At 74.6% G+C, this 20,129-nt stretch carries 18 protein-coding genes; 8 read left to right on the forward strand and 10 right to left on the reverse strand.

The annotated features are described in order from the left end of the window. Positions 1–71 precede the first annotated feature (71 nt). Positions 72–2,228 carry a phage holin family protein gene (locus ABZ990_RS05540; protein WP_361225662.1) on the reverse strand — a complete coding sequence of 719 codons (2,157 nt, stop codon included), beginning with the start codon at positions 2,226–2,228 and terminating at the stop codon, positions 72–74. Between the two features lie 234 nt (positions 2,229–2,462). Further along, the gene (locus tag ABZ990_RS05545; protein WP_361225665.1) at positions 2,463–2,867 is read right to left on the reverse strand and encodes a recombinase family protein; all 405 of its coding nucleotides are present in this window, start codon (positions 2,865–2,867) and stop codon (positions 2,463–2,465) included. A gap of 298 nt (positions 2,868–3,165) precedes the next feature. On the opposite strand from ABZ990_RS05545, the gene ABZ990_RS05550 reads away from it, so the two are divergent. Beyond that, entirely contained in the window at positions 3,166–3,939 is a 774-nt protein-coding gene (locus tag ABZ990_RS05550) for an MBL fold metallo-hydrolase (protein WP_361225668.1), read from the forward strand. Positions 3,940–4,114: 175 nt separating this feature from the next. Further along, positions 4,115–4,792, forward strand: a complete 678-nt coding sequence (locus tag ABZ990_RS05555) for a VTT domain-containing protein (protein ID WP_361225671.1) — start codon at positions 4,115–4,117, stop codon at positions 4,790–4,792. Between the two features lie 24 nt (positions 4,793–4,816). Here ABZ990_RS05555 and ABZ990_RS05560 read toward each other — a convergent pair whose 3' ends face one another. Next, on the reverse strand, positions 4,817–6,088 hold the full coding sequence (locus ABZ990_RS05560) for an aminotransferase class I/II-fold pyridoxal phosphate-dependent enzyme (RefSeq protein WP_361225674.1): 1,272 nt from the start codon (positions 6,086–6,088) through the stop codon (positions 4,817–4,819). A 277-nt stretch (positions 6,089–6,365) separates the two neighbouring features. Here ABZ990_RS05560 and ABZ990_RS05565 point away from each other — a divergent pair, with 277 nt between their 5' ends. The 3 genes from ABZ990_RS05565 to ABZ990_RS05575 all read left to right on the forward strand — a co-directional run bounded on the left by ABZ990_RS05565 (position 6,366) and on the right by ABZ990_RS05575 (position 8,432). Next, positions 6,366–6,932: a GNAT family N-acetyltransferase gene (locus tag ABZ990_RS05565; RefSeq protein WP_361225677.1), complete on the forward strand. Its 567-nt coding sequence runs from the start codon at positions 6,366–6,368 to the stop codon at positions 6,930–6,932. Between the two features lie 47 nt (positions 6,933–6,979). Continuing rightward, positions 6,980–7,498: a GNAT family N-acetyltransferase gene (locus tag ABZ990_RS05570; RefSeq protein WP_361225679.1), complete on the forward strand. Its 519-nt coding sequence runs from the start codon at positions 6,980–6,982 to the stop codon at positions 7,496–7,498. 85 nt (positions 7,499–7,583) lie between these two features. After that, positions 7,584–8,432 (forward strand): methyltransferase domain-containing protein, encoded by an 849-nt coding sequence (locus tag ABZ990_RS05575; RefSeq protein WP_361225682.1) that lies wholly within the window; start codon positions 7,584–7,586, stop codon positions 8,430–8,432. A gap of 127 nt (positions 8,433–8,559) precedes the next feature. Here ABZ990_RS05575 and ABZ990_RS05580 read toward each other — a convergent pair whose 3' ends face one another. Next, positions 8,560–10,530 carry a DUF5107 domain-containing protein gene (locus ABZ990_RS05580; protein ID WP_361225685.1) on the reverse strand — a complete coding sequence of 657 codons (1,971 nt, stop codon included), beginning with the start codon at positions 10,528–10,530 and terminating at the stop codon, positions 8,560–8,562. A gap of 127 nt (positions 10,531–10,657) precedes the next feature. On the opposite strand from ABZ990_RS05580, the gene ABZ990_RS05585 reads away from it, so the two are divergent. Beyond that, positions 10,658–10,990 (forward strand): DUF6204 family protein, encoded by a 333-nt coding sequence (locus tag ABZ990_RS05585; protein WP_361225688.1) that lies wholly within the window; start codon positions 10,658–10,660, stop codon positions 10,988–10,990. A gap of 103 nt (positions 10,991–11,093) precedes the next feature. Here ABZ990_RS05585 and ABZ990_RS05590 read toward each other — a convergent pair whose 3' ends face one another. From ABZ990_RS05590 to ABZ990_RS05600, 3 genes are all read right to left on the reverse strand, one after another. Then, on the reverse strand, positions 11,094–11,681 hold the full coding sequence (locus ABZ990_RS05590) for a GNAT family protein (RefSeq protein WP_361225691.1): 588 nt from the start codon (positions 11,679–11,681) through the stop codon (positions 11,094–11,096). A gap of 392 nt (positions 11,682–12,073) precedes the next feature. Then, on the reverse strand, positions 12,074–12,433 hold the full coding sequence (locus ABZ990_RS05595; RefSeq protein ID WP_361225694.1) for a hypothetical protein: 360 nt from the start codon (positions 12,431–12,433) through the stop codon (positions 12,074–12,076). After that, positions 12,430–12,684 (reverse strand): LapA family protein, encoded by a 255-nt coding sequence (locus ABZ990_RS05600; RefSeq protein ID WP_361225697.1) that lies wholly within the window; start codon positions 12,682–12,684, stop codon positions 12,430–12,432. Before ABZ990_RS05600 ends, ABZ990_RS05595 begins: the two co-directional genes overlap by 4 nt. Positions 12,685–12,899: 215 nt before the next feature. On the opposite strand from ABZ990_RS05600, the gene ABZ990_RS05605 reads away from it, so the two are divergent. Beyond that, positions 12,900–13,763, forward strand: coding sequence for a GntR family transcriptional regulator (locus ABZ990_RS05605; protein ID WP_361225700.1), 864 nt, complete (start codon positions 12,900–12,902; stop codon positions 13,761–13,763). Positions 13,764–13,850: 87 nt separating this feature from the next. After that, the gene (locus ABZ990_RS05610; RefSeq protein ID WP_361225703.1) at positions 13,851–15,041 is read left to right on the forward strand and encodes an adenosine deaminase; all 1,191 of its coding nucleotides are present in this window, start codon (positions 13,851–13,853) and stop codon (positions 15,039–15,041) included. A 73-nt stretch (positions 15,042–15,114) separates the two neighbouring features. Here ABZ990_RS05610 and ABZ990_RS05615 read toward each other — a convergent pair whose 3' ends face one another. From ABZ990_RS05615 to ABZ990_RS05625, 3 genes are all read right to left on the reverse strand, one after another. Continuing rightward, positions 15,115–16,899 carry a CocE/NonD family hydrolase gene (locus ABZ990_RS05615; RefSeq protein WP_361225706.1) on the reverse strand — a complete coding sequence of 595 codons (1,785 nt, stop codon included), beginning with the start codon at positions 16,897–16,899 and terminating at the stop codon, positions 15,115–15,117. A gap of 188 nt (positions 16,900–17,087) precedes the next feature. Further along, positions 17,088–18,020 carry an LD-carboxypeptidase gene (locus ABZ990_RS05620; protein ID WP_361225709.1) on the reverse strand — a complete coding sequence of 311 codons (933 nt, stop codon included), beginning with the start codon at positions 18,018–18,020 and terminating at the stop codon, positions 17,088–17,090. Then, positions 18,017–20,005 carry a prolyl oligopeptidase family serine peptidase gene (locus ABZ990_RS05625; protein WP_361225712.1) on the reverse strand — a complete coding sequence of 663 codons (1,989 nt, stop codon included), beginning with the start codon at positions 20,003–20,005 and terminating at the stop codon, positions 18,017–18,019. Before ABZ990_RS05625 ends, ABZ990_RS05620 begins: the two co-directional genes overlap by 4 nt. Positions 20,006–20,129 lie beyond the last annotated feature (124 nt).

The raw sequence follows: 20,129 nt of genomic DNA on the forward strand, positions 1-20,129 counted from the left end.
CGCCTCTCGTCGAACAACCTCTCGTCATGCCAAACGTCCCCATGGTCCGCCCGGCGCGATGGCGTGCCAAATCACCGTTCGTTATTGCGCGTCACCGGTCCGTTAACCGGAATAACTGCTTCCGTTTGATCATTCGGCAACGAAATCTTCAGCGGCACCTGCGGGCCGCCGCTCTCCCCCAGCCAGCCCCGCAGCACCCGGTGCACCCGCTCGGCGCCCACCAGCCCGGCCGGGGGCGCCGTCAGCTCGCGCGGCCAGAGCAGGAACGGCTCCCCCTGCTCCCCGCCCAGCCCCCCGTGCGAACCGATCTGTTCCTCGAACGCGTGCACGGTGCCGGTCTTTGGATCGTGCATCGAGTTGACCATGATGTCGGCGACGTGCGGGAAGCCGTCCGTGCGCCGCACCGCGTCCGCCGCGCCCGGCCCGAACGCGGCCAGCGGCCCGGGCGCCTCGTCGGTCAGCCCGGCGAGCGGCGCCTCTACGCCGTCGCGCGCCAGCACCACCGAGCCGTGCTCCTCGCTCGCGACCAGCAGGAAGCCGATCCCCGGGTGCTCGGCGAGGGTGCGCAGCAGCCCGGGGTGCAGCCGATCGATCTCCTCCCGGGTCATCCGGTGGGGAACCCCGGGGAACGACACCAGGCCCAGGTTCCCGGAGGCCAGGACCACCGGCCCGGGCGCCCGCGCCGCGGCCACCGCCGCCGCCTCCTGCCCCTCCGGCCCGGCCTCGCCCTCCTGGTCCACCGGCCGGTGCAGCGCGCCGCGCAGCGCCTCGCGGGCCGCGTCCCGGGCCTCGGAGCCGCTGTGCGTCCGCCGGACCCGGCGCGGCACGGGCAGCCCGCACCCGGCCCGTACGAGATCGCGCAGCGTGAGCCCGTACGCGGACGCGAAGGTCTCCCCCGGGCTCTGGCCGTGGTCGGACAGGAGCACGATCCGGTACGGGCGGGGCGCGTGCTCGGCGACCTTCGCGATCAGGGCGATCGACCGGTCGAGCCGGGCGAGGACCTGGTGGGTGTCGCGGCTTCGGGGTCCGGAGTGGTGGGCGACCTCGTCGTAGGCCACCAGGTCGGCATAGACGGCGGTCCGCCCGGCGAGCATGTCGCCCATGACGGCCGAGACCACCACGTCGCGCTCCACGACCGTGGCGAAGGCGCGGACGAAGGGGTAGAGCCCGCCGCGTCCGACGCGCGGGGTGTCGCGGCGCAGCAGGGCGCGGGTCGACTGGACCATCTCGCGCAGCACCTCGGCGAGGAGGGAGCCGGCGGTGCGGACGGCGTTGGCGGGGTCGGAGAAGTACGCGAAGTAGCCGGCGCGCGAGCGGTTGTGCGGGCCCCGGCGGGCGGCCGTCGACAGGACGAGCGCGAGCTGCTCGGCGCCACCGCTGAACAGGTTGCCGCGCGAGGCGCCGTCGTCCGCGAGCAGTCCGCCGTGGCCGGTGCGCTCGACGGCCCGGCGCTGGAGTTCGACGGCGCTCGCCGGCCGGTTGGACACCATGAGCCGGCCGGTGTCCTTCTCGTACCAGCGGAAGGCGGGCACGTCCTCGTTGGAGCCGTGCAGGATGCCGAGCTGGCTGGCGCCGGTCTGGCTCGACCAGTCCGTACGCCACGGGGTGAGGGTGTGGGTCCCGGCCAGCCACTCGGCGACGGTGGGCATCCGGCCGTCGGCGACGGCGTCGCGCAGCACCCGGTGGCCGACGCCGTCGAGCTGGAGGAAGACGGTGCCGGGGGCGGCCTCGGGGCCGCCTCGGGCGATCCGGGGGCGGGTGCGGTCGGTGAGCCGGTACAGCCGGCGCCGGTACGCCTCGTCGTCCCGTACGGCGAGGGCGGTCGAGGTGGCCGAGGCGACCGCCGACATCACGGCGGCGACCACGACGGCGGTCTCCGGGGCGACGGCGCCGCGCCCGTCGGGGATCAGCCGGAGCGCGAGGAGCAGCAGCGAGCCGTTGAGGAAGAACACCAGCAGGCCGAGGACGAGCGCGGGGACGAGCAGCAGGGCCCGGACGATCAGCCGCCAGACGAGCGCGCCGAGCAGTCCGAAGGCCCCCGCTCCCCAGGCGGCGGTGAGCGCGATCCGGGTGACGCTGTCGCCGTCGCGGGACTGGAGCCGGAAGTCGGGGAGCACGGCGGCGAGGACCAGGAGGGTGAGGGTGGAGACCGCCCAGACCGTGATCACCCGCAGCAGCGTGCCACCGGCGCTCCGCCAGCGACCGGATCGCCCTCGCCGTTCACCCACGCCTCGTTCACCTTTCACCCGTTTCCTGCCTCAAGACTGGCACAGCGGGCCGGAAGCGGTGCCGGTCGTGCGGTGCCGGTCGTGCGGCGACGGGGCACGGCGGTGGGACGGCGGCGGGGGCGCGGCCGGCCGGCAGGGGCGGGGCACGGCTCGGGATACGGGGCGGGATGCAGGTCGGGACAGGGGAGGGCCGGAGGCCCGGGTGGTGCCGCCTCCGGGGTCGTTCGAAAACGTTCAGGATCCGTCGTATCCCGCCGTGGGCATCGAGAGCCTGCGATGCACCCGCGCCTTCGTCGGCCCGTCGTACGCGGGCTCGTCGAACCCGGCGGTCTCCAGCCGGACCCCGCGCCGGACGCACTCGGCGAGGAAGCCGGAGACGTCGGCCAGCGCACGGGCCAGCACGCGCTCGTTCGGCGCGACGAAGACGTCCACGGCCCCCTCGTCGACGTCCGCCCACAGCGCGTCGTGATCGGGTCTGAGGCCGTAGCAGAGGATCTCGCGGGTCACCACGTAGCCGTTGGCGTCGGCCCAGCGGGCGCACATGGCGTGCTGGCTGCGGGTGTCGACCAGAAAAGGGTCGTCGTCGAGCTCTTCGAGCGGGGTGAGGCTGGCGATCGCCGCCACCCGAACGTCGTCCATGGCCCGACCCTACTGCGTCGGCGGGTCGCCGAGGAGAGCGAGGACACCGCCGGGGTGCGGGTACGGCGCGGGCCGACCGACGGGGTACGGGGCCGCCGTCGTACATCTACCCTCGATACGGAGGTACGGAAGTACAGAGGTCCAGAGGTACGGAGATACGGAAGTGCCGTGGGCCGGCACCCGAACCTCCGGCCGGCCCGGACGGCGGCCACGCCCGGGGAACGCTACGGGCAGCGGACAGAGGGCATCGGCACACACCGCGCCGGACGGGCGCGGGAGCGGAGAGGGCGGCGGACTGGTGGAGATCACCTGGTGGGGTCATGCCACATGCACCGTCGAGGACTCCGGGGTCCGGTTCCTCACCGACCCGCTCTTCGCGCGCCGCTTCGCTCATCTGCGGCGCAGGCGCGGCGCACCGCCGCCGCCGGAGGCCGCCCGCGCCGAGGCGGTGCTCGTCTCCCATCTGCACGCCGACCACCTCCATCTGCCCTCCCTCGCCCGGCTCGCCCCGGGCACGCGGGTCGTCGTGCCGCGCGGCGCGCTCGCGGCCGTACCGGCGCTGCGCCGTCTCGACGGGCGGGGACTGCGGCTCACCGAGCTCGCGCCGGGCGAGTCGACCGAGGTCGAGGGGGTGCGGGTACGAGCCGTGCCCGCGTCGCACGACGGCCGCCGGCTCCCGGTCGGCCCGCAGCGCTCCCCCGCGCTCGGCTTCGTGGTGGAGGGCGAGGCCCGTACCTACTTCGCTGGGGACACCGGGCTGTTCGACGGCATGGCGGACGCGGTCGGCCCGGTGGACGTGGCGCTGCTCCCGGTGGGCGGCTGGGGTCCGTACCTCGGGCACGGTCATCTGGACGCCGGGCGCGCGGCGGAAGCCCTCGCCGTACTGTCCCCGGCGGCCGCGGTGCCGGTGCACTACGGCACGTACTGGCCGATCGGCATGGACGCGGTGCGGCCGCACGAGTTCCACTCCCCGGGCGACGAGTTCGTCCGGCACGCGGCCCGGCTGGCGCCGAAGGTGGCGGTGCACCGGCTCGGCCACGGCGAGCGGGTCCGGCCGGAGGTGGCGCGGTGAGCGGGGACGGCGGGGATACGGCCCTGGGCGGAACGCCCGGGGCGGTCGCGGTGCGCGAGGTTGTCGTGGCGCGCGAGGCGGTGGCGGTGGACGCGATGACCGGGCCGGTGCCGGGGGCGTCCGCCGGGCGAGGCTTCGGGGGCACGGGGTTGCGGATACGGCTTGGGGGCGGCCGGTGATCGAGCGGCTGGTGACGGTGGTGCCCGTGGCTCCGGTGCTGCCGCCCGAGTCGACGCAGCAGGCCGTCGGCTATCCCTCCCTGTTCCTGCTGGTGGCCCTGGGCGCGCTGGTGCCGGTGGTGCCGACGGGCGCGGTCGTGAGTTCGGCGGCGGTGGTGGCCTTCCACCAGACGTCGCCGCTGGCGTTGCTGTTCGTGTTCCTGGTGGCGTCGTTCGCCGCGTTCCTGGGCGATCTGGCGCTGTACTGGCTGGGGCAGCGCGGGGTCCGCTCGCGCGGCGGGTCGCGCTGGCTGGCGTCACTGCGCGGCCGGGTCACCCCGGAACACCTGGTCCACGCGCAGGAGCGGCTGGAGAGCCATCAGGTGCCGGTGCTGGTCCTGTCGCGGCTCGTGCCGGCTGGACGGATCCCGGTGATGCTGGCCTGTCTGCTCGCCGGGATGCCACTGCGCCGGTTCGCCCGGGGCGACCTGCCGGCGTGCCTCGCGTGGGCTGCGACGTACCAGCTCATCGGCATCCTGGGCGGCTCCCTCTTCCCGGAGCCGTGGCAGGGGGTGGTGGCCGCGGTGGGGCTCACGGTGCTGGTCAGCGCGATCCCGGCGCTGTGGCGGCGGCTGCGCGGCGAGCGCCGCCACAAGGTCCCTCCGGCGGGCCCGGGCGGCGGCAAGCACGCGTAGGCGGTGCCGGGCGGCGGGTCACCGTCAGCCGTAGGAGCCTTCGGGCGGCCCTTCCGGTTTCGCGCCCCCGTCCGCGCCCCCGTCCGCGAGTTCGCCGAGTGCGGCGGCGAAGGTGCCCAACGCCTCGGCCACACCGGGCAGTTCCTCGGAGTGAAAATCTCCGAGGACTCGCTCCTCCTCCCGCTCGGCCGCGCCCAGGAAGAAGGCGGTGTCGAACCGGGCACGCAGGGCTCCGAGTTCATCGCCGAAACGATGGCCACCGGGGACGGGGACGCCGAGCCGGGCGGTCAGATGGATCTCCAGATCGAGGGAGTCCTGGACACCTCGGGCGGCGAGTCCGGGGCGCAACGGGCCGAGATTCGCGTAGAGATGACGTCCGGCTCGCGGGGGAAGGGCGAGGGCTCCGGCGGCGAGGACGGCGCGGTGCGCGGCGGCGGCGACCGTGCCGTGCAGGGCGGCCGTCAGCCGGGTCCGCTCCGTGACGTCCGGGGGTTCACCGAGCGCGTACACGGCGGCGGGGGCGACCGGGGCGGCCACGAGGGCGCCGAGCGCGGTGAGGATGTCGAGCGTACGGGCCCGGTGGCCGCCGGCCGCCCCCGGCGGGAAGCGGGCGACGGCGCAGGGCCAGGCGACCGGAGTGAGCGCGCCGGCCAGGTCGGTGAGGACGGTGACGTCCTCGGGGCACATCTCGGCGGGGCTGAGCAGCACGGTTCCGGACGGCCGGTGCAGGGTGTCGCGCCAGGTCTCGTCGCTGACGATGTGCAGGCCCTCGGCGACGGCCGCCTCGCACGCCTCGCGCAGGAGTTCGGGCGGCGCGACGGTGGCGGTGGGGTCGTCGGCGACGGAGAGCAGCAGCACCCGTGGGCTGCCGCCCTCGGCGCGGACCCGGCGCACGGTCTCCAGCAGGGCGTACGGGTCGGGCACGCCACCGCATTCGGCGGGGGTGGGCACGTGGTAGGCGGGCCGGCCGAGGAGCCGGATCTGCGGGGCCCACCAGGCGGGGCAGGGCCTCGGCAGCAGGACGTCGCCGCCGTGCGCGGTGAGCAGGGCGAGCAGGAGGGGCGGGGCGCCGGGTGCGGCGACGACGTCCTCCGGATGGGTGCGCAGTCCGCGCCGCCACCAGTAGCCGGCGGCCGCCTCGCGGAGCACGGGTCCGCCGCCGGGCGGCTCGGGTTCGGTACGGTCCGCGGCGGCGGCGAGCAGGGCGGCGAGGCGCGGCAGCACGGGCAGCCCCGAGCCCGGCGCGGGCGGCGCGTACCGCACCGGCCCGCGCCCTTCCGGGGTGGTCTGCCGCATGTCCCGCACCTCCCGACACACCAGGGCGCTCTCCAGGCCACCACTGCCCTTGCCCGCTGTCCTTTATACGGAGGTTCGCCAGGTTCCGCCGTTCGTGGCACCGGGCGGCGGGCTCCGGGCGGTCGATCGCGGACGGCGGGTGGACCGGCGGCTCCGGGTGACGCAGGCGCGCGGGTGGACCGTGTCCACGCCAGCACTCGCACCCGCACCCGCGCCCGCGCCCGCGCCCGCGCGGAATTCAGCTGAACGAACTTGCACCACGCGGCAGTCTGTACGGATGCACCCCCTCGATCCCCTCACCTTCGCCGCCGTCCCGCTGCGCACCGCCCGGCTGGACCTGGAGCCCCTGCGGGTGGACCACGCGCCCGAGATGGCGGTGGCCCTGGCCGATCCGGCCCTGCACGACTTCATCGGCGGCACCCCGCTGTCCGAGCCTGAACTGCGGGCGCGTTACGTCCGGTTGCTCGCTGGTCCGGCCGAGGCGGGGTCCGCCGCCTGGTGCAACTGGGTACTGCGGCTGCGCGGCGACGGCCCGGGCCGGGGCGAGGCGGTCGGCACCGTACAGGCCACCGTGGCGCGCGACGGCGCCGAGATCGCATGGGTGGTCGGCACCCCCTGGCAGGGCCGGGGGCTGGCCCGCGAGGCGGCGGGGGCGCTTGCCGACTGGCTGCGCGGGCGGGGCGTCCCCTCGCTCGTGGCGCATGTGCACCACGGGCATCACGCGTCGGCGGCGGTGGCAGCGGCGGCCGGGCTGGCACCGACCGAGGTCTTCCAGGACGGGGAGCGCCGCTGGGAGTCGCCGCTCCGGCCCGACCGCCAAGAGCCTCCGCGCCCGCCCGTCTGAGCGAAAAGGCGTGGCCGGGCGGGTGAGCGGCCCCGAGAATGCCGAGCATGCCGACGATCCGACACGCCCTTCCGTCCGACGCCGCCGCGATCGCGGGCGTCCATGTCCGTTCCTGGCGGGCGGCCTACCGTGACCTGCTGCCCGCGCCGTATCTCGACTCCCTCGATCCGGTCGCGCGGGCGGTCGCGTGGCACGAGCGGCTGTCGGATCCCGGTGGGCCGGTGGTACTGGTCGCGGAGGGCGAGGCCGGGGCGGTGGAGGCGTTCGTCTCGTTCCGGGCCCGGCACGGCGGGGCGACGGCGGACGTGGCGACGGCGGAGCTGTCGGCGCTGTACGCCGTGCCGGAGGCATGGGGGCGCGGGATCGGGCGGGCGCTGCTCGCGGCGGCGGTGGCCGCGATGCGCGCGGCCGGATTCCGGGCGGCGGGACTGCGGGTGTTCGAGGACAACGCGCGGGCGCGGGCGTTCTACGAGGCGGCCGGCTGGCGGCCGGACGGGGAGGCCGTCATCGAGGAGACCGGAGGCCGGGAACTGCGCGAGCTGTCCTACCGATTGTCCATATCCTGAGAGAGGGGTCTCGCCATCCGGATGTCGGGCGTACCGTGGCCGCACCGCACCGCTTCGCACCCGACCCCCGTGAGGAAGTCCGGCCATGACCGACCGTCGCGCCACCCGCCCGGAACCGTCCACGCCACGCGAGACCGCCGTCTACACCCACGGCCACCACGAGTCCGTCCTGCGGTCGCACCGCTGGCGTACGGCCGAGAACTCCGCCGCCTATCTGCTGCCGGAACTGCGGCCGGGCCAACGCGTCCTGGATGTGGGCTGCGGACCGGGGACGATCTCCGCCGATCTGGCCGCGAGGGTCGCGCCGGGCGGCCTGGTCGTCGCGGTGGACCCGGCATCGGACGTTCTCGACACGGCGAAGGCCGTGGTGGCCGAACGCGGCCTGGACAACGTCGAGTTCGCGGTCGCGGACGTCCACGCCCTCGACTTCGCCGACGACTCCTTCGACGTCGTCCACGCCCATCAGGTCCTCCAGCACGTCGGGGATCCGGTACGGGCGCTGCGCGAGATGCGGCGGGTGTGCCGGCCGGGTGGCGTGGTGGCCGTACGGGACAGTGACTACGGCGCGTTCACCTGGTTCCCGGCCTCGCCGGGCCTGGACCGCTGGCGGGAGCTGTACCGGCGGGTCGCCCGCTCGAACGGCGGGGAGCCCGACGCCGGCCGCCGTCTGGTGTCCTGGGCCCACGAGGCCGGGTTCACCGACGTCACCGCCTCGGCCGGAGTCTGGTGCTTCGCGTCGCCGGACGAGCGGGCCTGGTGGAGCGGGATGTGGGCGGACCGCACCACGGACTCCGGGTACGCCCGCCGGGCGGTCGAGCTCGGCCACGCGACGCACGAGGAGCCGGCGGCCATCGCGGACGCGTGGCGCGCCTGGGGCGTGCAGGACGACGGCTGGTACGCCGTCCTGCACGGCGAAATCCTGTGCCGGGTCTGATCGTTCGGACCTCGCCGGGCCACCAGGGCCGGACGGACCGGACGGACCGGAGGGACCGGACGGACCGGACGGACCGGAGGGACCGGAGGGTTCGCCCGGGCCGAAGGATTCACCCGGCCGGGGCCGGTCATTCGGGCGGGCGCATCCTGAAGTCGTAGGCGTCCGGCAGGGGTTCGTCGGTGATACGGGACCATGTCTCGCCCAGTTCCTCGGCGCCCTCCCGCAGATCGGCGACTTCGAAGCCCGCGTCGAAGACGGCCCGGGCCTCGTCCGTCCGGCCCTCTGCCAGCAGCAGCCGGACCGCCAGATAACGGAAGACGCCCCGGGCCCGGACCGCGTCGGGGAGGCGCTCCAGTATGCGGCGGGCCCGGCCCGGGCGATGGGCGGCGAGCAGGGCGGGCACGGCCTCGCGGGCGAGCGCGGCACCGACGAACGGGTCTCCACCGCGCGCCTGCGCGTCGTACGCCTCCGCGAACCGCTCGGCGGCGCGCACCGGGTGTCCGCGCTCACGGTCCGCGACGGCCAGACAGTAGAGCAGGGGCCAGCGTTCGGCCGCGTTCTTCAGGCCGCGTTCCCAACTCCGTACCGCCTGGGCCAGATCGCCCGCCGCCCACTGGGCGATGCCGAGGTGGTACTCGGCGGACGGGCCCGCCGGGGCGGCGGACTCCAGCAGATCCCGCCAGACTCCGTTGACCGGAGTCGTCCAGCGCGCCGCGACGTACTCCGGGGCGTTCGGCAGTCCACCCGTACGCAACAGGCCGACCCAGGGCCGCTGTTCCTCGCCGAGCAGCGATTCCGGGAACGGTGTGCCCGGCAACACGTGTCCACGGCACAGGACTTCGAGCGCGCCCCAGCCCGATCCGGTCGCGAGCAGCGGTCCCGGGTCGGTGTCGGCTGCGTGGGTGCGCCACTGCTCGTACGCGGCGTCCACCTCGGCCCGGGGCAGGACCCGTTCCAGTGCGTCCTCGACGTGTCCGCGGGCGGCGGCCCAGTCGGTGCCGTGCACCGTGTCCGGGTCGGCGCCGAGCGGCCCGTACACCTCCAGCCAGGAGACTTCCCCGCCCGCTTCCAGGGGCGGGTGTTCCAGTTGGGTGCGGGCGAGACCGGCCTGGATCTCGGCGTACCCGGGGGTGCCGGGCTCGGTCAGCCACTCCTGCCAGCGCCGGCTGCCGCGCGCCGTGCCCCAGAGGAACAGCTTGCGGCCGAGGAGGGTGTCCGTGGAGGTCTGCACGAGCCCGGTGCCGTCCTCGCCGAGCGCGGCGATCCAGCGGCGCCGCCCGTCGGCGAGCGCGTAGAAGTAGTCGGCGGCGTGGGCGGAGCGGAGCGGGTACGTGTGGTCGGCGCCGTCCTCGGAGCGGGGCACCGGGACCCGGCGCAGGGCACGCTCGTAGCCGAAGTGCCAGGCGCTGTCGGCGGGCGCGAGGACGCGGCGGTCCTCGGGTACGGCGGTGTTGGACCACCAGTAGCAGGGCACGGCGTGCTCGTGGGGGTTGCGGATCCGGACGGCGACCCGCAGGTGCTCGGCGTCTTCCGGCAGCCAGAGGTCGATCTGGAAGGGCAGGTCGCGCAGCCGCTCCCATTCCCAGAGCCGGAGCATCGGGCCGCCGTCGGGCGCGGGGACGACCGCCGCGTGCAGCGGGGAGCAGGAGAGGGGGCCGTGGCCGTGGGCGCCGATGTTCCACTCGATGCCGCCGGAGAACCAGGCGCCGTTGAGGGCGAAGGCGGCGGGCTGGAACACCGGGTTGCGGTAGACGAGGTCGCGGCCGGTCGGCTTGTGGAGGAGGGAGTGGACACGACCGCCGAGGCCGGGCAGAACGGTGACCCGCAGACGGTCGTTCTCGATCACGATCGTGTCGAGATCAGTCGGGATGCGCTCACGTCCATAACCGTCACGGACACGAGTGGGCAACAGTGTGCGCAGCGGGGCGCGGCCGAGCTGGCGCGCCATGTCGCGGGGCAGGTCGGCCAGGTCGCGCGCGTCGACCGCGGGAAGGGGGGTGCCACCGAGCAGACGAAGGGCGGGCAGCGGGTTGTCCGGGCCCAACGGCGCCGCCGGGAGGGCGAGTACGGCACGTCGTACGGTCGTCATGTCGACCATGGAACACGCCGGAACCATCGCTGGCCAGGGGGTGGACAACGCCCCCGGTCGGGCTTGACCGAGAAATTCCGTTGCGGTGGGAGGAGGCCGTCCTACCCTTGGTTCTTCATCGAGGAAGGCATCACACATGAGCGAGCAGCACACCTACCGGGTGATCGTCCGGGGGACATTCGACGGGCTGTCGGAGGCGAGCCGCAGCCGGCTGCTGGCCGAGGTCGACGCGCACGGCATCTCGGCGATGGAGTTCACCGAGGAGGGCTCGCTCACCTACGACCGCACGCTGAAGCACTTCTCGTACCGCCTGGTCGTCGTCTCCGACGCGGCGGACGGGGAGGAGATGGCGGGCGCGATCGCGGAGGACCGGGTGGAGACGGCCCTGCGGGGCCTCGGGCACGGCTTCAAGGGCCTGCGGTCCACGGTCACCGACATGGACACGATGAAGATCAACTACAAGCGCTGACGGACCGCGCCCGACCGGGGGGGGCGGAGACCCGCCCCGGGGCCTGACGTCCTGGGGCCTGTCTTTCGGATCAGGCCCCAGGGGAGGCCCCTCGCCCCCTCGGTCAGGCGCCGTCCCGGTCGCGTGCGCGGGTCAGGAGGGGGTCGCCGGCCGTGACCGCCCAGCGTTCGTGGTCGCGCCAGGCCCCGTCGATGAAGAGCATCGCGGGCGAGAACCCTTCGAGGCGGAAGCCGGCCCGCCGGACCAGGGCGCGCGAGGCGGCGTTCCCTGGCTGGATGTTGGCCTCCAGCCGGTGCAGTCCGAGCGGCCCGAAGGCGTACGTGACGACGAGCCCGAGGCCCTCGGAGAGCAGCCCACGCCCGGCGGCGTGCGCGAAGGCACCGTAGCCGAGAGCGCCGGAGAGGAACGCGCCGCGGACGATGTTGTTGATGTTGACGAACCCGGCGATCGTCCCGTCCGCCCGGTCGCAGACGAGAAAGCCGGCCCGGCTCGGGACGTCGATCAGCTGGCCGGTGTAGACCGCGTACGCCTCGGGCGTGAGCGGCGGGAACAGCCAGGGCGCGTGGAACTCGCGGCTCTCCCGGGCCCGCGCCGTGAACTCCTCCGCGTCACCGGCCGTGAACGGACGCAGGGCGACACGGGGGCCGACGGCGAGGTAGCGGCCGGACCGGCTCTCTTGATCATCGGTCATGGGCTCAGCCTAGGGCGTGTTTCGAAAGTAGCTCCGTCCGCCCGGAGGGCGGGGCCTGCGGCGTCTGGTGCGTGCGATCGCAAGGCGGAGGATCATCCTCGTACTGGGTGTACTTGGATGACTCCGACAACGCAGCGTGGGGGCACCTCCCGTGCCCGAAGGGCTACGGGGGAGGGCGTGCCAGGCGTCGCGGGCCAGGAGGGACTTTCGAAACACGCCCTAGGCGCGTGCGGACGGGTGGGGGGCGGTCCGGCGAAGCCGGCTGCCGCCCGGTCGCGCAGGTCCCGTCGCCGCATGATCCGGCGGGGATGGCCGGGTGAGGGCGGCCGGGTGAGGGTGGCCGGGTGAGGGTGGCCCGGCGAGGGTGGCCGTCGGCGGTCGTCCACGGGCATTCAGCGCCGGGCCGCCGCCACCCTGGCCGGGCAGGGTTCGCCCTTCTTGAGGACGCCGATCACCAGTCGGCCGCCGGAGTGGCGGGTCGTGCCCGGTGGCGGGTACTGGGTGCAGACGCGCCAGTTCAGCGGCCAGAGCACGCGCCGGTCGGAGCCGGCGGCGTCGTGGACGTCGAGGCGGGTGCGGGCGTCGAGCGTGGTGAAGACCCGCCACAGGCCCTTGCCGCGCAGATCCGGCAGGTCCGGCAGCGGCGGGGAGCCGGTGTCCCCCTCGGCCGGGGCGGCCGGCTCCGCCGAACTGACCGCCACGGCGGCCAGCGCGAGGGCGGCCCCCGCGCACACGAGGGCCGCCCGTCTCACCGGCGTCTCCTGGCGGCCAGGTAGTAGCCGCATACCGCGCCGAGCACGGCGGTGGCGAGCAGGGCGAAGTAGAGGGGCATCGTCACCTCGGGGATCAGCACCCTGATCCGCACCTCATGCCGGTTCTCGAAGATGAAGACGAGCGTCACGGCCGCGACGATCAGGATCGCGATCCGTCCCGGGGTGAAGAATCCGCCGGCCCGGGACCCGCTCGCGCTCGACCTGTCCCTCGTCGTCCTCTTGGCGCTCATGGCCGCCCTTTCTCCGTCCCGCCGTGCCCGTGTCCGAGTCCGGACCCATGTCCGAGTCCGAGTCCCGCCGTGTCCGTGCGCTCCCCCAGAATGAGCCGATTCGCGCCCCACGGCCCTGACGAGCTACGCCGAACGAGCGACTTGTCAGACAGCGTGGGCCGACTACGGTGGTCGATCGAAGAGCCGACGGACACCGATGGACACCAGGAGGCCCCGTGGCAGGCGGCGGACAGGGGCGGCGTCCCGTCGTCGCGCTCTACGAGCGGATCGCGGACGCCCTGCGCGACGGCACCTATCCCCCGGGCTCCACGCTCCCCTCCGAACCGAGGCTCGCGGGCGAACTCGGCGTCAGCCGCCCCGCCTTGCGCGAGGCGCTGCTCCTGCTCCAGGAGGACGGGCTGGTCACGGTGCGGCGCGGGGTCGGCCGGACGGTCAACACCCATCCGCCGCGACGCGGCTTCGAGCGGCTGCGCCCGCTGGAGGATCTGCTCGGGGCGAGCGCGCCCCTGCGGGTGCGGGACATCCTGCGCACGAGCGAGGAACCCACCGACTTCACCACCCAGCACCTGCTCGCACCGGCCGGCGCCGAGCTGCCGTTCTGGGAGTCCGTCCTGGTCGGCGAGGCCGGGGCGGCCGTCCTCAGTCAGGAGTGGGCGGCGGCGTGGCCGGTCCTGGACCGGGCCCACCCGGCCTTCGCCGACGCCCTGCGAGCCTCTCCGAGGCCCGCCGGCGGGGAGGCACCCACCGACCGGGAGGCACCATCCACCGGCCAGGCGGCACCGCCCGCCCACCGGGAAGCCTCATCCGCCCGCCCAACCGCCCACCCATCGGTCCGGCCCGGTGCCGTCTCGATGCTGGCGGTCCTCACCTCCGCCTCGCGGGGTGTGCCGCTGGCCGCGCACAGCTCCGTCACGGCGACGCTGCTCGGCCGCCGCCGCGGCGGGCAGCTGGGCCGTCCGGCCGACACTCCGGCGGTGCTCGTGACCCAGGTCGTACGGGTCGGCGACACCCCGGTTCTGGCGGCCAAGCACATGCTGCCGACGGGCGCGCCCGCCCTGCCCGTCGTGCAGTCCGGCTGAGCCCCGGGACGCCCTCCCGCCGTCTCCTTCACCGTCGCCGTCACCACCCGCGGGCGCCCTTTCCCGGGTGGCGTACACTTCCGCGCCATGCACTTGTCTGACAACCACATGGCCTCGGATGCCGCCCCCGCCGTTCCCGCCTCCCCGGCGACCGACGCGGCGACCGACGCGGCGACCGGCACGGCGACTGACACGGCGGCCGCTCCGGCCACGGCCCCCGTCGTCGCCGACTGGATCCGGCGGGCCCCGAAGGCCGTACTCCACGACCACCTCGACGGCAGTCTGCGCGCCGCGACCATCGTCGAACTGGCGCGGGAGCACGGCTACACCGGTCTGCCCACCGAGGACCCGGCCGAGCTGGCGGAATGGTTCCGGAAGGCCGCGAACTCGGGGTCGCTGGAGCGGTATCTGGAGACCTTCGCGCACACCTGCGCGGTCATGCAGACCCGTACGGCCCTGGAGCGGGTGGCGGCCGAGTGCGTCGTGGACATGGCCGCCGACGGGGTGGTCTACGCCGAGATCCGTTACGCCCCCGAGCAGCATCTGGAGGGCGGGCTGACCCTCGACGAGGTCGTCGAGGCGGTGAACGCCGGATTCCGGGCGGGCGAGCGCGCGGCCGGCGGCCGGATCACCGTCCGTACCCTGCTCACCGGCATGCGGCACACCGACCGGTCCCTGGAGATCGCCCGGCTGACGGCCGCGCACCGGGACGACGGCGTCGTCGGCTTCGACATCGCCGGTGGCGAGATAGGCAACCCGCCGGCCCGTCACCTGCCCGCCTTCCAGTACCTGAAGCGGGAGAACTGCCACTTCACCGTCCACGCGGGCGAGGCCGTCGGCGCCGAGTCGATCCACGAGGCGGTGCAAGTCTGCGGCACCGAGCGGATCGGGCACGGGGTGCGGATCACGGACGACATCGCCGAGGACGGCACGCTGGGCCGGCTGGCCGCGTACGTCCGCGACAACCGCATCCCGCTGGAGATCTGCCCCACCTCCAACCTCCAGACGGGTGCGGCCAAGGACTACGCCTCGCACCCGATCGACGAGCTGCGCCGCCTCGGCTTCCGCGTCACCGTGAACACCGACGGCCGGCTGGTCTCCGGCACCACCATGTGCGAGGAGTTCCAGCACCTGGTGGATGCCTTCGGCTACGGCCCGGAGGTCTTCGAGGAGTTCACGGTGGCCGCCGTGGAGGCCGCGTTCCTGCCGCTGCCGGAGCGCCGGCGCATCGTCGAGGAGCTGATCCGGCCGGGTTACGCGGCCCTCACCGCCCGCTGAGACGTGCCGGGCCCGCGGTGATCGCCGCGGGCCCGGCACGAGGAACCGGTGGCGGGCGAGTGGCGGGCGAGGGTCAGCCCACGCGCCCGTTCACCAGCGGCAGGTCCAGCGTCCCCGTGTCGTCGGGGGCGCTGGTGACCGTCACCGGCTTGATGCCCCGGTTGCCGAAGTACGCCGTGTCGCTGGCCGCGACGACGAACTCCAGCCGGTGGCCCGTCTCGTAGCGGTGGACGATCGCGGGCAGTTCGACGGTGAAGGGCTGGTTGACGTCGGGCACGCGGACGGGCGCGACCAGCCGGTTGACCAGGGTCTTGGTGCCGTCGGGGGCGACGTCGTAGAGCTTGGCGAAGAGCACCAGCTTGTCGGCGGCGTCGCCGGAGTCCTGGACACGTGCGGCGCTCGGCGAGTTCACCTTGAGGGTGGCGCGGGGCGCGCCGACGAGGTCGGCGGGGGCGGTGAGCGGGGCGCTGCTCCAGCCGAGGTAGGTGCCGGCCAGGTCGTACGGCTCGGGGTCGGGTACGCCCAGGGTGCCGGCCAGCGAGAACTCCGAGTGGCTGGTGGGCACCGGGAGGTTGGCGTAGAGGCGCGAGCCCCGGGCGACCTTGGCGCGGTCGTCGACCAGCTTGCCGTCGCCGGACAGATAGAGCCGGCTGCCCGCCGCGGGCACCTGGTCGGCGGTGCCGTAGCCGCTCTGCCAGTCGCGGTAGTAGGCGAAGGCGGGCCCGGTGTCGACGGCCCGGTCGTGGCGCAGATACCGGTCGAACCAGGCGAGGACCCGCTGTCCGGTGTAGCTCGTCTCCAGGTTTCCCTGGCCGAGGTCGAGTTCGCCGGGCTTGTGGCCGCCGCTGTGGCCCCAGGACTGCCAGATCATCCGGGTGTCGACGCCCTGGCCGCGCAGCCGGTCGTAGGTGCGCCGGGCCTCGTTGAGGTTGAACAGGCTGTCGGACTGGCCCTGGACGAGGAGGGTGGGGGCCTTGACCTTGTCGAGGTACGAGACCGGGGAGACGCTGCGCGCGTAGGCGAGCATCTTGTCGGCGCCGGCCTGCGGGTAGGTGCCGGAGTTGAGCAGCCGGACGGTGTCGCAGGCGTCGGTGACGAAGTGCAGACAGGCCAGGGAGTTGATCCGGCTGGGGTCGAGGGAGGGTTCGAGCAGGGTCTGGCCCTCGCCGATCAGGTAGAAGCCGTTGGCCCACTGCCATTTGAAGACGCCGGGGGTGTCGCGGTCGGCGTTGTTGGGGGCGAGGGAGTAGGCGAGGTCGTTCCAGGTGATGAAGGGGACGAGGGCGTCGAGGCGGGGATCGGCCGCGGCGGTGGCGAGCTGGATGGCGCCGCCGTAGGAGCCGCCGATCATGCCGACGACGGGGTCGCCGGGGGCGTCCAGGGTGACGAAGTCCGCGCGGGTGCCGTCGTCGGCGGCGCGGGCGCCGGCCAGGAAGTCGACGAGCCGGGCGGCGGCCGCGCCGTCGATGCCCGGGGCGTCGAGGGAGATCAGGCAGCCGCTCTTGCCGAAGCCGAGGCCGGAGTAGACGAGTCCGACGTAGCCGCGGGCGGCGAATGCCTTGCCGATGCCGTCGGTGTCGCTCTTGCTGCCGCCGAAGCCGTTGGTGGCGAGGACGGCGGGCGCGGGGTGGGCGGCGTCAACGCCGTCGGGACGGTAGAGGTCGGCGTCGACGACACAACTGCGGCCGCCGGCCTGGACGGTGAAGTGGAGCGGGGTGACGGTGTACGTGCCGCTCGCGAGGCTCCTCGGTCCGGGCTCCGTGCCCTGGGCGGGTACGGCAAGGGCGAGGGGTGCGGCGAGGGCCGCTCCGGCCGTGAGCGCGAGCAGCTTGCGGGATCTGGGCAGGGCACGGGACACGGGGACCTCCACACCGGGGGCGTGCGACGGCCTACCAAGCGGTAGGTGCGGGTCCGACCCATCGTGAGACGCATGTCATGCGCGCGTCAATGCGGGTGCGCCGGGTTGTCGGCGGAGGTCCGGTGAAGACACCGGACGGCCCGCCCTCCCCGGGTGAGGCCCTGAGGCGGGCGGGCCGTCCGGGGAGCTCAGATCAGCGCGGGTACGTCGAGGGTGAGCGTGCCCGCGTCGGCGTCCAGGACGCCGGGTATCCCGAACGGGATCGTCGGCGCGTCGTCCTGGTGGCCGAAGCCGAGATGCTCCAGGACCGGGACGCCGAGCCCGCCGAGCCGGTCGGCGAACAGTGCGCGCACCTTCTCGTACGGCCCGCACTCCTCCCACGAGCCGAGGCCGATCCCGGCAACGCCGTCCAGCCAGCCGGAGCGCAGGAGCTGGGTGAGGATCCGGTCCAGGCGGTACGGCTCCTCCCCCACGTCCTCCAGGAGCAGCAGCCCGCCCCGGGCGGAGCGCCGGGCGTGCGGTGTGCCGAGGTCGGAGGCGAGCAGGCTGACGCAGCCGCCGAGGGTGACGCCGTGCGCCCGGCCGGGCACCAGGGCGGTGGCCGACTCCAGGCCGAGCGAGCGGACCGACTCGGGCTCGAAGAGGGTGGCGCGCAGCGACTCCTGGGTGCGGGCGTTCTTGGCGAAGGGACCGGCCGCCGTCATCGGGCCGTGCAGGGTGACGAGGCCCATCCGGACGGCGAACGCCTCGTGCAGGGCGGTGATGTCGCTGTAGCCGACCATGACCTTGGGGCCGGCGGCGCGGATCGCGGTCCAGTCGAGCAGGTCCACCATGCGCTGGGCGCCGTACCCGCCCCGGGCGCACAGCACCGCCGCGATCTCCGGGTCGCACCATGCCTCGGTGAAGTCGCGGGCCCTGGCCTCGTCCGTACCCGCGAGGTAGTCGAGGGTGGGGTGGGTGTCGAGGACGTGCGGGGCCACGACGGGGTCGAGGTCCCAGCCGCGCAGGACGTCGAGCCCCGCCTGAAGCCTCTCCTCGGGGATCGGACCGCTGGGGGCGACGACCGCGACCCGGTCGCCGGGTCGGAGCCGGCGGGGCCGTACCAGTGGCTCGGCGGTCACTTCCTCAGCTCCAGCCGGGGGACGTCGGGGCGGTCGATGCCGAAGGTCTGTGCGTACAGGGAGAGTTCGGCCTCCAGCGCCCGGATCAGGGTGTCCTCGCGGCGGAAGCCGTGCGATTCGCCCTCGAAGGCGATGTAGGCGTGCGGGACGCCTCGGCCGGCGGTGCGGGCCAGGAACCGGTCGGCCTGGGCGGGCGGGCAGATCACGTCGTCGAGCCCCTGGAGCAGCAGGAAGGGCGCGGTGATCCGGTCGACGTGCTCCAGCGGGGAGCGCTCGCGGTAGCGCTCGGGGACCTCGGCGACCGGCCCCATCAGCGAGTCCATGTAGCGGGCCTCGAAGTCGTGGGTCTCGCCGGTGGCCCAGCCGGCCGGGTCGAGGATGGGGTAGATGATGGTGCCGCAGGCGTAGACGTCGCTGTGGACGAGGGAGGCGGCGGCCGTCCAGCCGCCGGCGCTGCCGCCTCGGACGGCGAGCCGGGCGGGGTCGGCGGTGCCCTCGTCGGCGAGGGCGCGGGCCACGGCCGCGCAGTCCTCGACGTCGACCACTCCCCACTGTTCGCGCAGCCGCTCGCGGTACTCCCGGCCGTAGCCGGTGGAGCCGCCGTAGTTGACCTCGGCGACGCCGATGCCGCGCGAGGTGAAGTAGGCGATCTCCAGGTCGAGGACGAGCGGGGCGTGGCCGGTGGGTCCGCCGTGCGCCCAGATCACGAACGGCGGACGCGTGCCGTCGGGGCCGGTGTGCTCGGGGTGGCGGGGCGGGTACACCTGGGCGTGGATCTCCCGGCCGCCGGGGCCGGTGAAGGTCCGCACCTCGGGTTCGGGGTAGTACGCGGGGTCGACGGGGTCCTTGTGCGGGGCGCCGATCACCCGGGCGAAGCCGGTGCAGGTGTCCAGTTCGACGACCTCGTAGCCGCTGTGCGGTCCGGCGGCGACACCGACGACCCGGGTGCCGTGCACGGCGAGGGTCGCGGCCCATTCGGTCCAGGGACCCACGGCGTCGGCGAGGTCGCCGCTCTCGGGGTCGAGGATCCCGAGGGTGGTGGCGCCCCGGCCGTGGACGACGGCGACCAGTCCGCTGTCCAGGGGCTGGAACCAGGTGAGGCCGATCTTCCACAGGGCGCCGGCGAACTCCTCCTCGCGGGGGCAGAGCGCGAGGTGGTCGCCGCCGTCGAGCGCGGTGCGGTAGAGGTTCCACCAGCCGGTGCGGTCGCTGACGTGCAGCAGGTGGCCGTCGGCGGTCCAGCCGATCTGCGGCACGGACTCCTCGGGTCCGCCGGCGACGGTGCGGATCCCGGTGAAACTGCCGTCCTCCATGACGTCGGCGAGCCGGACCTCGGTGCCGTCCCACGGCATCCGGGGGTGGTCCCAGCCGATCCAGGCGGCCCGCCGGCCGTCGGGCGAGACGCGCGGGCCGGTGACGAAGCGGTGCCGCCCGTCGGACAGTTCGCGCACGCGCGCGCGGTCCTCGGCGGCGGAGCCGTCCAGGGGCACGGCGACGACGGCCCGGCGCACGTCCGTGGGTCCGGGCCCTGTGAACTCCTCCAGGACGCACCAGACCTCGCCGCGTTCGGGCCGGAGCACCGGGTCGGCCCAGCGCAGTCCGTCGCCGACCGGGGAGAGCGGGGTCAGCGGGCGGGGCGGGGCGCCGTCCGCCGCGTCCGGCTCGTACACGTACAGCCGCTGGTCGGCGTAGTGGCAGAAGACGACGAGCGGCGAACCGTCCGCCCGCACGGTGCCGGCCCAGGGCTGTCCGCCGTACTCGACGACCCGGTTGCGGACGTTCCACGGGGCGGGCAGCACCGACTCCTCGGCGCCGTCGGGGCGGCGGCGCACCAGGGTCCGCCGGCCGCCCTCGGCGGGACGGGGCGCGGTCCACCACACCTCGTCGCCGACGAAGCCGACGAATTCGGGCCGGCCGTCGTGCGCCGCGGCCAGTGCCGCGTCGATGGGCGACGGCCAGCTGCCGTAGGCGGCCGTGGTTTCCATCTGGATCCCCCCTGTACGGGTCGTGCGTGGGTTGCGATGCGGGTGGGGCGGGGTCGGTGGAGCGGGAGCGGGTCGAGCGGGTCGAGCGGGTCGAGCGGGTCGGTGGCCGGGGCTTCCGGCCCGA

It is taken from the genome of Streptomyces sp. NPDC046203 (assembly GCF_040646255.1).
Classification (GTDB): Bacteria; Actinomycetota; Actinomycetes; order Streptomycetales; family Streptomycetaceae; genus Streptomyces.